Origin of the sequence: Methylotuvimicrobium alcaliphilum 20Z, from assembly GCF_000968535.2 — a bacterium.
Lineage (GTDB): Bacteria > Pseudomonadota > Gammaproteobacteria > Methylococcales > Methylomonadaceae > Methylotuvimicrobium > Methylotuvimicrobium alcaliphilum.
Window position 1 is genome coordinate 3,737,420 of sequence record NC_016112.1, and the last position, 12,994, is coordinate 3,750,413.

The window sequence follows — 12,994 nt, forward strand, 5'->3', positions numbered from 1 at the left end:
ATTCATGTCAGACATAGCAATCGCCCAACAAGCCCAAATGCGACCGATCATCGACTTGGCCGGCGAAAAATTCGGCATCCCGGCCGAGCATTTAGATCCATACGGTCACTATAAGGCTAAATTATCGCTCGAATACGTCAATAACTTGACCGACCGCGAAGACGGCAAATTGATTCTCGTCACCGCGATCAGCCCGACCCCGGCCGGCGAAGGCAAAACCACAACTACGGTAGGCTTGGGCGATGCGATCAACCGGCTCGGCAATTCGGCGATCATGTGCCTGCGCGAACCGTCGCTCGGGCCTTGTTTCGGCGTCAAAGGCGGCGCGGCCGGCGGCGGCTACTCGCAAGTCGTGCCGATGGAAGACATTAATCTGCATTTCACCGGCGATTTTCATGCGATCGGCGTCGCGCACAATCTCTTGTCGGCATTGATCGACAACCATATCAATCACGGCAACGCACTTGACATCGATTCGCGCCGGATTCAATGGAAACGAGTCGTCGACATGAACGACCGAGCGTTGCGCAAAATCACTGTCGGCATGGGCGGCCCGGCTAACGGCTATCTGCGCGAGGACGGATACGACATCGTCGTCGCGTCCGAAATCATGGCGATTTTGTGCCTGGCGACAAGCCGCGTCGACTTAAAAGAACGCCTCGGCCGAATCGTCATCGGCTACAAGTCCGACCGAGTCACGCCGGTTTATGCGAGCGATCTCAATGCGCAAGGGGCAATGGCCGCCTTATTGAAAGAAGCCATAAAGCCGAATCTAGTGCAAACGCTTGAAAACAATATCGCGATCATTCACGGCGGCCCGTTCGCGAATATCGCGCACGGTTGCAACACCGTCACCGCGACGAAAACCGCGTTGAAACTGGCCGATTATGTCGTGACCGAAGCGGGTTTCGGCGCCGATTTAGGCGCCGAGAAGTTTCTCGACATCAAATGCCGCATGTCCGGGCTGAAACCGTCGGCAGTCGTATTGGTCGCGACGGTACGCGCGTTGAAATTCCACGGCGGCGTCGCGAAAGAGGAGTTGAACCAAGAAAACATCGACGCTCTGCAAAAAGGTTTTACCAACCTGGAGCGTCATCTCGACAATATCCAACGCCATTACGGCTTGCCTTGCGTAATCTGCATCAATCATTTCACCTTCGACACCGACGCCGAAATCGCGCTGCTCAAAGACAAATGCGAGGCGCTCGGCGCGAAATGCGTGGTCTCGAAACATTGGGCGCAAGGCGGCGCCGGCGCGGAAGAGTTGGCGCAAGAAGTGCTTGCCGTCGTCGACAACCGCGAGCCCGGTTTCACTTATGTCTATGACGAAGAGCTGCCGCTGTGGGATAAGATCGAAACGATAGCGACCAAACTTTACGGCGCAATCGGCATCACCGCGAGCCCGAAAGTCAAAGCCGAAATCAACACGCTGCAACAAAACCACGGCAAATTTCCGGTTTGCATGGCCAAAACGCAAATGTCGTTCTCGACCAACCCGAACGAGCGAGGCGCGCCTTCCGGACACACGGTCGAAATCAGCGAAGTCAGGCTTGCCAACGGCGCGGGCTTCATCGTCGCGATCGCCGGCGACATGATGACGATGCCCGGTTTGCCGAAAGTCCCGGCCGCCGAACGCATCGATATCACCGACGAAGGCGTGATTACCGGGTTGTTTTAATTTGAATGGTCAGGCGCATGGCGCTCCATGATGGGTTTCGCTCCGCTCTACCTATCCGACATTGGCTGCCTATCAAACTTACGATGTCGTAGGATGGGTAGCAGCGAAGCGGAAACCCATCGCTTTGTTTGAGCGCAAGCAAGGTTGTGATAACGCCACCATGTCCCAAACCCGCGATTTGTTACAATGGCGCTCATGACATTCCGCTCAATAGCAGCGTAGCCCGGATGGAGCGCAACGCAATCCGCAGAGTTCGGAGCCACGCCATTCCCGTATTCTGCTTCGCTGCATACGGGCTATATGCTAACGCTAGGTGAGAGGCTAGCGCTAGGCGATCCGCGTAGGGTACGCTGTGCGTACCATGGTAACCCCGAGATGTTCATGTACCAACCGAACCGCCAGGGCACGGCTTTGGTACGCGCAGCGTACCCTACAATTTATATATAACGATGAGAGCCGGAGCTTGGAAAAGAGAGTAATACGAGGCCTCGGGAGAGCAGCCTACTCCGATTTAGCCGCCAAAAATGCCAGCATGTCCTCGTTATGAACCCGCTGATAAATGACTTCGACCGGCAGCGTCAAATCGATCGCCTCGAAAGTCACATCGTCTCCCAGATAATAATGTTTCGAAACCCATCCTTCGGACCGCCTCAGCACTTCGACCTCGACATAATCTTGCTCGATCATCACATATTCTTGCAGAGTCGGTAGCTTCAAGTAATTGGCCAGTTTGACGGTCTTGTCGTTGCGGCGAGTCGTCTTCGACAACACTTCGACGATGATGATAGGCGTTTCGGTATAGTAAGGCTGCGACTCGTCGAAATGACAATCGACGATCGCATCGGGATAAAAAAAATTCGAACCGACTCTGACCTTCATATCCGAACCGAACGGCTCGCAAGGAAGGTTTTTTAAATGACTCCTAAACTCCGCCAGAACATTAATCGCTATACGCTGATGATTTCCACTCGTCCCGACCATCGCATAGACGGCGCCATCAATCAATTCATGCTTGGTTTCGGCAATCAACTCGCCGTCCAAATAATCCTCGACACTGATCAAATAATCCAGCTTCTTTGCAATGATACTCATAAACAATCCTCAATATTCACGCTGTAACAACTCCAAAATCTCCTCGGTTTTTTGCCGCATCAACGCAATATCCCCGCGCGATTCGACATTGAGCCGAACAACCGGCTCGGTGTTCGAGGATCGCAAATTGAAACGCCAATTGTCGAACTCCAGGCTGATCCCATCTGTTTCATCGACGACAAGCGCGTCGCCTTCATAAGCCGCCCTAACCCGTGCGATCGCACCGGCCGGGTCGGTTAGTTTCGAGTTGATCTCGCCGGACGACGGATACGCCGCGATACGCTGCGCGACCGCTTCGGAAAGGCGGATTTTTTTGACGCACAACAATTCCGCGACCAACAGCCACGGAATCATGCCGCTATCGCAATAGGCGAAATCGCGAAAATAATGATGCGCGCTCATCTCTCCCCCGTAAACGGCATCTTCGAGGCGCATGCGTTCCTTGATAAAGGCATGGCCGGTCTTCGACAACACCGGAACGCCGCCCGCCGCAGTCACGACATCGACCGTATTCCAAGTCAATCGCGGGTCGTGAATGATCTTCGCGCCGGGGTTTTTCTGTAAAAAAGCCTCGGCCAACAGCCCGACAATGTAATAGCCCTCGATGAACTGCCCCTTTTCGTCGAACAGAAAACAGCGGTCGAAATCGCCGTCCCAAGCGATACCCATATCGGCCCCATGTTCGATGACGGCATTCGCGGTATCGGCGCGGCACTCGGGCAAGAGCGGATTCGGAATGCCGTTCGGAAAACGGCCGTCCGGTTCGTTATGGATCTTGACGAACTCGACCGGCACTCGGGCCACTTTGAAACGCTCTTCCAACGCATCGACCACATGCCCGGCCGCGCCGTTGCCGGCATTTACGACCAACTTGATCGGCGTCAAATTCTGCAAATCGATGTAAGTCATCAAATGATCGACATAGCCCGACAGTATAGAACGACGAGTCATTGAGCCTTTCTTGACGACCACCGGCCCGAAATCATTTTGCTCGGCGAGGCGTTGGATTTCCTTCAGCCCGGTATCGCCGCTGATCGGTTTGGCATGCTCGCGCACCAATTTCATGCCGTTATAATCCATCGGATTATGGCTCGCGGTTACCTCTATCGCGCCTTGTATTTCCAGCGCCTGCGCCGCGTAATAGATTTCCTCGGTGCCGGTCATGCCGATGTCGATCACATCGACGCCGGCGTCCATCAAGCCTTCGGCCAATGCGGCCTTGAGCGATTCGGAAGTCAACCGCACGTCGCCGCCGACCGCAATCGTCTTGGCCTTCAAATATTCGCCGCAGGCGCGACCGATTCGATAGGCGATATCGTCATTAAGCTCGGTATCCAGTTGACCGCGTATGTCGTAAGCTTTAAAACAAGTGAGTTTTTCCATGATGATTTGATTGGCTGATTTAAACTAAAGTGAATACGGCTAAAACGACTTACTTCTCTTGCCTACCTAGCGTGAAATCGTCAAAAACCAAAGAAGGCGGCGTATCGATAAAAATTTTTTCTTTCGATACTTCGGTCAAAGCTACATTCAAAATGACTTCTTCATAAAGCCAGTAAAACCAACCGTCGCGATGTACGCGATAACGCCAATTGTATCGGCATTGCAGCCAATTACCTTCCGCCAATTTTCCGAGCCGCTGCAACGGACGATTTTGATTTGGCGTACCTAAATAAACGACACTGCCATCATTCGGATTTAACAATAAGCGGTCGCAAATCAAAGATTCATCAAATAGGGAACAAGCGATTTTTCTATATTCATCGCCGCCATGGCAATCCAATGACAAACGCTGCCGTCCGATATCGACGACTTTCGGCGACACGACAGGATAGCAGTCCGGCATCGCGGCCCGTTCCAGAAAATCCGTCTCGCTTAGCCGACTCTTATCCCACTGCTTGATGATGGCCTGTACAATATATGACGATTTCATTCCCCGGTTTCTTCATGGCCCAATTCGCAGCCTTCACTGTAGAAATATAATGACGGAAGAAAAGGCAGAATATCGATCGTCAGCGTGGTTTTTTGTTGAAAATCATCGATCGCGCTCTCGATCGTATCCACGAATTGCAATTCGAACTCATTAAGCATGTTTTGCTGACTGGTCGGGCTATCGGGAAATATCGAATCGCCGCCAAGATAGATGCCTTTGACCGTCTCTTGTAAGGCCATCGCAGCGATCGCTTCTATTTCACGTTCAAAATCGCCGAAAATTTGCGCGCCTTCCGTTATTTTGATGCGCTCCACATCGTCTGTATCGGCATAAAGCAAAAACAGCCCTTCCACACCTTCCCGCTCGTTTTTGCAGACACCGCCTTCCATGACTCTAACCAAACTCAACTCCCGACCTTCTTTAACATGCGTCGGCGAAGGAACCTCCTCGGACACGTCCATCGGATCGGCTTGATAAACAGTAAACGCATCAATTTCTTCATCCACCGCATCTCGGGCCGGTTCGGCCGTACATGCCGCCAAACTAGCGGACACGATCATCATGACAGCAAGTACTTTAGGATTCATCGATCACTCCGAATTAACTCAATAAATAAACATAGCTTACCCTCATGCTCAAGCTTCGCCAATTCCCGCCGATAAAACAATTAACATTCCCGACCTTTTAAGGATAAAGCGATGAAAATCGAACAGTCCAATGTCCAGCTAAGCGCACAACAAACATCGATTAAACAGCACTCGGTGCAAGAATCCCTGAACTTTTGGGTCGGCAATCGGCGACCGGATAGCCTAGGCTCACAAACCCAAACGGCATTCAATCCCACTTTAGCCGACCGGTTAACGCTCAGCCCTGAAGGCAAGGCTGCAGCCGAAACCCAACAAACCGAAATCGATCCGGACAAAGCGCTCGAACACGAACCGCGCTATCAAATCATTAAACGCATGATAGAGGCCTTGACCGGCAAGGAAATTCGGCTTAACCGCTTGAAAGCTTTCGAAGCGGGCCCTCCCATCGATCTTGGGACCGCAAGCTCCACCAACGCACCTGCCGCCGATCGACCTGCTGGATTCGGCTTGGAATATGAGCGCCGCGAAACTTATTACGAAGCCGAGCACAGCGCATTTTCGGCCAAGGGGCTCATCAAAACGACAGACGGCAAAGAAATCGCTTTCGATCTTAACCTGGTCATGAGCCGCGAATATTACGAAGAAAATTCGGTCAGTCTACGAATGGGCGACGCCGTCATGAAAGACCCTTTGGTGATCAATTTCGACGCGGAAGCCGCAAAGTTGACCGACATGAAATTCAGTTTCGACTTGACATCGAACGGAACCGCCGAACAAATTTCCTTCGTCGGTCACGGTAGCGGCTTTTTAGCGCTCGACAGGAACGGCGACGGCATCATCAACAACGGCAGTGAATTATTCGGACCGGAGACCGGCAATGGTTTCGCCGAACTCGCCGCGCACGACCTGGACGGTAACCAGTGGATAGATGAAAACGACGCGGTTTATGAACATTTGCGCATTTGGACCAAGGATACCAAGGGCAACGACAAGCTCTACACCTTAGCCGAAAAAAATATCGGCGCGATTTATCTGGGCAATACCGAAACCCCCTTCGAGCTTAAAAATGCTCAAAACCGCCTCGACGGGCGAGTTTTGACATCGAGCATTTACCTCAGCGAAACCGACCGTATCGGAACCGTTCAACAAATCGACCTAGCGGTGTAAAGGATGCAGGATTATTTTTACTGTTAAAGCTCGTAGATTTGGACTCTTTAATCTAATTTTTCGATATACGAAGATCAGCAGAGAAAATGCCGGCTCCGAAGAGGGTGCGGTTGCTCGACCGACAGGCGTCGGCGGCAAGGACAGCCGCCGTCGAGCCTACACGGACGTATTCACCCAGCACCTAAATTCCATAGCTCATTGGCTATAGTTAACTATCTTGGATAATTTAGGTGCTGGGTTCATGGCGTACTGTCGGGTCAGTGACCGCACCCTCCGCAACCAGAGAACTTTCATTTGCCGGGGCGATGGCCAGGTCTTCATGAACGTTAGTCGATTTCATGCATCGCCGCTAGCGCCGATTCATAATCGGGCTCGTCGGCCAATTCAGGAACTAGCTCGGTATAGACTACCCGATCCTCCTCGTCGATGATCACGATCGCTCGTGCGGTCAATCCGGCCAGCACGCTATCGACCAACTCCACGCCGTAATCGCGCGCGAAACTCGAACGAAAGGTCGATAACGGCACAATATCCCTGGCGCCTTCCATCTGACAAAAACGCGCTTGAGCAAACGGCAAATCGGCCGAAACGACCAACACGACGCCGTTTTCCAAACTCGCCGCTTTTTGATTGAATTTTCTTGCGGACGCGGCACAAGTCGGCGTATCCAAACTGGGCACGATATTCAGGCATTTCTTTTTACCCGAATAGCTAGCTAAGGACACTTCCGCGAGTTTTCCGTTGACCAAAGTAAAATCCGGCGCTTTGGAGCCGACCGCAGGAAGCTCGCCGCAAGTGTTGACCGGTTTACCTTGAAATTTAATCGTAGCCATTATTTAAGTCCTGATTTTAAAATTTACTTGATTATAACTTCGGCTCATAAGCATTTCCGCGCTGGAGAGACAGTGTAAGGATTTAGTCGTAGATAACCTCCCTAACTTCTTATTCTTCATGTGCTTCATGATGAATATACCCATCGTAGATCAAAATTCGGCACCCCGGTGCCTCCTTAGGCACTGCCGAAATTTGAAGTGCGAAAGGTATAAATTTTCGCCAATATTTTCACAGCATCCAGAGCAGTGGAAACGAAGAAATAAATGACTCAAAGAACATGATAAGCCGGGCTGAACTCATGCACCGCGTCGACCATCGCTTTGACATGCTCCGGATTGATATCCGGCAAAATACCGTGACCGAGATTGAAGACATGCCCGGAACCGCGACCGTAACGCTCCAGTACGTTTTGGACCTTCGCGCGAATGACATCCGGGTTGGCATAAAGGCTTACGGGATCCATATTACCCTGCAAGGCCACCTTATCGCCGACGCGCGCCCTGGCTACCCCGATATCGGTTTGCCAATCCAAACCCAAGGCATCGTAACCGCTATCGACCATTGCTTCGAGCCAAAGCCCGCCGCCTTTGGTAAATAATATCGTCGGAACCCTGCGGCCGTCCGCTTCGGTTTGCAATTGCTCGCGCACCAACTTGGCATAGTGTAACGAGAACTCCAGATAATCCTCTGAAGTCAACATCCCGCCCCAAGTATCGAACAGCATCACCGCCTGAGCGCCGGCCGCGATTTGCGCATTTAAATACAAGGCCACCGATTTTGCCAATTTCTCCAGCATACGATGCACAACACCGGGCTGTTCATACATCATCGACTTGATCTTTTGAAAGCTTTTACTGCTTCCGCCCTCGACCATGTAAGTCGCCAAGGTCCAAGGGCTGCCGGAAAAACCGATCAACGGCACGCGGCCTTGCAGCGAAGTTCTAATTAAACGAACTGCATCGATCACATAACGCAATTCCTGCTCGGGATCGGGTATCGGTAATTTATCGACATCGGCAGCCGAGCGAATCGGATTGCTGAACCTAGGACCTTCGCCTTCGGCAAAACTTAGGCCCAAACCCATTGCATCGGGTATCGTCAAAATATCGGAAAACAAAATAGCCGCGTCGAAAGCATATCGATCCAACGGCTGCAGCGTAACTTCGCAAGCCAGCTCCGGGTTCGTGCATAAATTCATGAAACTTCCGGCTTGCTCGCGGATTTTACGATACTCCGGTAAATAGCGCCCTGCCTGACGCATCATCCAGACCGGCGTTCTGTCGACCGGTTGTTTTAATATGGCTCTGAGGAAAGTATCGTTTTGTAATATCGTCATTATGTTTTAGTTTCTTGTTTAAGGAATAAGAGCGAATCGACTTGAAATTTACTGTCGGCCCTATCCTGGGTTTTTCTGGCATCCATGACCCTGCGTTACTGCCATTTAACGGAAAGAGCCACTTTCACGCCTTCCCGAGGCCTACTCGACCGATTCAACTTGGCTCAGCTATAATCGCTGTAAGCGAAGGAACATTAGCTTCTTTTTCACTGGTATCGCGAAGCTAGAGCTTCACATATCGGTTTCCCAAGCAAGAGCTTGGGAAACAGCAGAATACTTATTTTTTCTGGTTCCCACGGTCCTCCGTTGGAACCCGTACCTTGGCTACCGATGCAAGACCGGTATGCATTCCCTTGCTGGAGCGGAAACGAAGTGAGTCGCTGTTGATCAGTAATTATTCACACCCCCTATCGTTCCCACGCTCCAGCGTGGGAATGCAGCCCGAGACGCTCTAGCGTCTCGTACCGCTGGAGCGGTACTCAGGCATTCCCACGCAGAGCACTCATCGTTATACATAAGTCAAAAATTACCCTTTTGTAATCTTAACCAATGAGACCTCGATACCATTATATTGTCACTTAACACTCTCGGATCTTCCTCATCTAACGCTAGGTGATCCGCGAAGGGTACGCTGTGCGTACCATGGTAACCCCGCGATGTTCATGTGCCAACCGAACCGCCAGGGCACGGCTTTGGTACGCGCAGCGTACCCTACAATTTATGTATAACGATGAGCCCAGAGCATGGGAACGAGAATGACTGTGGGACTGAATACTCACGTTGATCAAGTTATTTCATGCGCGTTACTTAGTTTGCATTTTTGATATCGTTTTGTAAAACCGCGAAACGCCTAACCCAAGCCCCTTTGAACTCCGCCGGCAATTTTCCGGTAGACCTTTCGGCTTCGGGATGACTGCTAAACGAGCCGTACAGCAAAATAAATTTCTCTTTACCGCCGATGCGAGTTTCAAGATACTTCAAGTCCTGCTTGAGGTGCCGATATTTGTTCAGCACATTGACAATCGACTGTCGGCTCGATAATACCATTAATTGCAAAGTGAAATGATCCGAGGATTGCTTGAATAACCAGGACCGGTCATCTTCCGAGCGATTGGAATCTATCGTCTCCTGCGGCTTTGTCTCAATCTTTTCATCTGCGACCGTCGGCACTAAAGGCTCGGCTTTAATTATACTCGGACCGGCGATCGGATTCTCAAGCTTGTCGTTTTCGGCAGAGTCAGAAACTACCTCGAGATCATTAATCTCCTTATTTTTCACAGTGGTCTCGATTTTCCGGTCTGGTACAGCCGCTACCGGGGCCGTAACAACGTTTGTCATCTTAGGCTTTTGTTCCGAGACATCGGTAACGATGCGGTCATTTACCATCTGTTTGCCGGCAAACTTTTCAACCGGCAACGGAACCGACAAGGCCTGTTGCTGCGACCTAGGCAAAGACTCCGTTAATTCATGATCGGATTCAGGGGCTAAAGCCTCCCAGCCGACGAAGGCGATACCTGCGATCGCAAGAAGCGCAAACAACCCAATTGAAAACCGGACGGGTGCCCCCAACCGCTCGAAATCGGACAAGCGAGGTAATTCAGCAACAATTTTCCCCGGAATGCCATGTGTTTCGCGGTAGACATACTCCACCATGTTATCGCTGACCGCATTGAACGAAATCGGCGCGTCCGGCTTCCCGGAAAGATTTTGCAAAAAATCTCGGCATTGTTTTTCCGACAGCGGCAACATCTCGATAAAATGACAATCCTCGACAGACCGGTCCGAACGACTTTTGATATACAGCTCGTCCTGAGTTAGCGAAAAAATAACTCTTAATGCCGGGTTAACCAAAGCATATTCCGATAAGGCATCTATCAAGCCAGGCATCAATTCGCCGGCATTATCGATCATCAAGATTAACTTGAGTTTTTTCTGCTCAAGCAATGCGATCGCATCACCCAGGGAAAAGCCTTTGCAAGCCGGCTGTTCCATCTCCAAAAAACTGCGCAACTGCTCTTGAATCGACGAAAAACTTAACTGATGATCGCCGGTCATGAAACAATAATGCCCCTCGACCGGACGCTGCTCGCGCAAGACCGTCAGCAATGTCGACTTACCGATGCCGGCCGGGCCGTTAACGATCAACGGACGATTAAAATTGATTATCAAATGAATCAATAACTCGAACTTTTGAGCGCGCTCGGCAGTAATTAACGATTTAATCGCCGGCTTTGCCAAGCCATACGGCCTATTCGCAGCCTGATTAGCCTTTTCGACCATATCCGTTTAGCGTCGCTACCAATAATGCTTTTTCGACACCGACCGGCAAGGTTGCCTCGCCGATGCTTTTCAACAAAATCAAACGAATATTGCCGTCGACATTTTTTTTATCCACGGCCATCAATTCGATAAAACGGTTAGCATCGAGCGCTACCGGAGGCTCGACCGGCAATCTAGCCCGCTTAAACAATCGAATAATCCGCTCGACGTCGGCATCGGTCAGCCAGCCTTTGCGTCTTGATAAATCGGCCGCCTGGCAAGTGCCGATCGCAACCGCCTCGCCGTGCAAATAGCTTCCATAACCCATGCCGGTTTCTATCGCATGACCGAAGGTGTGGCCTAAATTCAAGGTTGCCCTCACATCGGCTTCTTTTTCATCGGCCGCAACGACTTCGGCTTTATTGCGGCACGAGCGCTCGACCGCATGCGCGAGGGCTTCGGCATCCCTGTCGAGCAAGGATTCGAGATTGTTCTCGAGCCATGAAAAAAAATCGGGATCGCGTATCAAACCGTATTTGATCACTTCGGCGATACCGGCCGACAATTGCCTGTCGTCCAATGTCGACAAGACCGACATATCGGCAATCACGCATTGCGGTTGATAAAACGCGCCGATCATGTTTTTGCCGAGCGAATGATTGACGCCGGTCTTTCCGCCGACCGAAGAGTCGACTTGCGCCAACAAGGTGGTCGGGATTTGTATGAATGGGATTCCGCGTTGGTAACAAGCGGCGGCAAAACCGCCCATGTCGCCGATAACGCCGCCGCCCAAGGCAATCAAGCTGGCGTTTCGACTGAATTTGTGAGCCAACAAAGTATCGAAAATCCGATTCAAATAGTCGAGTGTTTTATATTGTTCGCCATCCGGCAAGACAACAGTTTCGACGACAAAATCCGACAGGTTATCGAGCACCTGTTGCAAATATAAAGGCGCCACCGTTTCGTTTGTCACAATCAATATTTGTTTTGAACGAATATGCCGAGTCAATAAATCGGCTTTTTCCAGCAAACGAGAGCCTATATAAATCGGATAACTACGCTGCCCTAAATCGACTTGTAATGTTTTCATTTGTTTTTGTTATACACCTAATGTTCTGTGTCGCAAAAGCACTTTCATTTCAACCTTCACCTTCGGCATGTATTCCCATGCTGGAGCGTTGAGAACGAGGAATCTTGACTCATGTGACTTCGATACCATTTATTGTCACCCAAACTTACCGGCTTCGAAATCGCGATCTAGGGATCGCTCCCACAAAAGACCTATTTCACCTTTGCGGCATGTATTCCTCCTGCGGGACGGGTTATTTAACCCGTCCCCAGCGTTTCGATATGCTTCGGCCACGGTTGAAACGTTTCGGACGGGGTTACAAACCCCGTCCTGCCAAGGAGGCAAAATCTAACTTGTTTTAATGCAGCCAATATTATGAGATAAATTCGGCGAATGGGGCATGGTGCGAACCCTACAGCGCTTCCCTCTTCCCTCTTTCACCTTTCCTCTTTCCTCTTTCCCCTTTAACCTTTAAACTTTCACCTTTCCTCTTTCACCTCATAAATCCCTATAACGCTGCAAAATATTTTTAACCGCGGCCTTACTCTGTAATGTGCCGCTATCGACGATATAGTCCGCACATGACAAATATAAAGGCTCGCGTTCGATTAGCAACTGTTCCAACTTCGCTCTCGGATTGTCGGTTTGCAGTAACGGGCGCTGCGTATCGCGCTTGGTTCTTTCCAAAATTCTGTCCACCGAACATTGCAAATAAACCACAAAACCGTTTTCCTTGAGACATTCCCGATTTTCTTCGCGGATAACTGCACCGCCGCCGGTCGCCAACACGACATGAGTCAATTTCGTCAAACCAGCTAACGCTTTTTGTTCCCGATCCCGAAAACCTACCTCACCTTCGAATTCGAAGATCGTTGGAATATCGACACCGGTCAAATCTTCGATAATCTTGTCGCTATCGTAAAACGGCATTTTTAACGATTTGGCCAACAGCCTACCGATTGTCGTTTTGCCGGCCCCCATTAGACCGATGAGATAAATGTTCTCCGATTTAGCCATGCGATTTCTAGTAATGTTTTCG

11 protein-coding genes are annotated in these 12,994 nt (G+C 50.7%); 2 read left to right on the forward strand and 9 right to left on the reverse strand.

Annotation, left to right across the window (positions count from 1 at the left end):
- Positions 1 to 4: 4 nt before the first annotated feature.
- Positions 5 to 1,678, forward strand: a complete 1,674-nt coding sequence (locus MEALZ_RS15740; RefSeq protein WP_014149649.1) for a formate--tetrahydrofolate ligase — start codon at positions 5 to 7, stop codon at positions 1,676 to 1,678.
- A 501-nt stretch (positions 1,679 to 2,179) separates the two neighbouring features.
- On the opposite strand, the gene MEALZ_RS15745 is transcribed toward MEALZ_RS15740, so the two are convergent.
- The 4 genes from MEALZ_RS15745 to MEALZ_RS15760 are packed head-to-tail and all read right to left on the reverse strand — an operon-like array spanning position 2,180 to position 5,290.
- Positions 2,180 to 2,770, reverse strand: a complete 591-nt coding sequence (locus MEALZ_RS15745; RefSeq protein WP_014149651.1) for a Uma2 family endonuclease — start codon at positions 2,768 to 2,770, stop codon at positions 2,180 to 2,182.
- 9 nt (positions 2,771 to 2,779) lie between these two features.
- Positions 2,780 to 4,153, reverse strand: a complete 1,374-nt coding sequence (gene cpsG, locus MEALZ_RS15750; protein WP_014149652.1) for a phosphomannomutase CpsG — start codon at positions 4,151 to 4,153, stop codon at positions 2,780 to 2,782.
- Between the two features lie 49 nt (positions 4,154 to 4,202).
- Positions 4,203 to 4,703: a hypothetical protein gene (locus MEALZ_RS15755; protein ID WP_014149653.1), complete on the reverse strand. Its 501-nt coding sequence runs from the start codon at positions 4,701 to 4,703 to the stop codon at positions 4,203 to 4,205.
- Positions 4,700 to 5,290, reverse strand: coding sequence for a hypothetical protein (locus MEALZ_RS15760; RefSeq protein WP_014149654.1), 591 nt, complete (start codon positions 5,288 to 5,290; stop codon positions 4,700 to 4,702). The genes MEALZ_RS15755 and MEALZ_RS15760 overlap by 4 nt, the downstream gene beginning before the upstream one ends.
- A gap of 111 nt (positions 5,291 to 5,401) precedes the next feature.
- Here MEALZ_RS15760 and MEALZ_RS15765 point away from each other — a divergent pair, with 111 nt between their 5' ends.
- Positions 5,402 to 6,457, forward strand: coding sequence for a hypothetical protein (locus MEALZ_RS15765; RefSeq protein ID WP_014149655.1), 1,056 nt, complete (start codon positions 5,402 to 5,404; stop codon positions 6,455 to 6,457).
- 326 nt (positions 6,458 to 6,783) lie between these two features.
- Here the strand turns inward: MEALZ_RS15765 and tpx are convergent, their stop codons facing one another.
- The 5 genes from tpx to aroK all read right to left on the reverse strand — a co-directional run bounded on the left by tpx (position 6,784) and on the right by aroK (position 12,972).
- Positions 6,784 to 7,290, reverse strand: a complete 507-nt coding sequence (tpx, locus tag MEALZ_RS15770; RefSeq protein WP_014149656.1) for a thiol peroxidase — start codon at positions 7,288 to 7,290, stop codon at positions 6,784 to 6,786.
- Between the two features lie 269 nt (positions 7,291 to 7,559).
- A complete protein-coding gene (gene hemE / locus MEALZ_RS15775) occupies positions 7,560 to 8,627 on the reverse strand; it encodes a uroporphyrinogen decarboxylase (RefSeq protein ID WP_014149657.1) in 1,068 nt (355 codons plus the stop codon).
- Positions 8,628 to 9,434: 807 nt separating this feature from the next.
- Positions 9,435 to 10,907, reverse strand: a complete 1,473-nt coding sequence (locus tag MEALZ_RS15780) for an SPOR domain-containing protein (protein ID WP_014149658.1) — start codon at positions 10,905 to 10,907, stop codon at positions 9,435 to 9,437.
- On the reverse strand, positions 10,891 to 11,976 hold the full coding sequence (aroB, locus tag MEALZ_RS15785) for a 3-dehydroquinate synthase (protein ID WP_046061205.1): 1,086 nt from the start codon (positions 11,974 to 11,976) through the stop codon (positions 10,891 to 10,893). Before aroB ends, MEALZ_RS15780 begins: the two co-directional genes overlap by 17 nt.
- Before the next feature lie 477 nt (positions 11,977 to 12,453).
- Positions 12,454 to 12,972: a shikimate kinase AroK gene (gene aroK / locus MEALZ_RS15790; RefSeq protein WP_046061206.1), complete on the reverse strand. Its 519-nt coding sequence runs from the start codon at positions 12,970 to 12,972 to the stop codon at positions 12,454 to 12,456.
- Positions 12,973 to 12,994 lie beyond the last annotated feature (22 nt).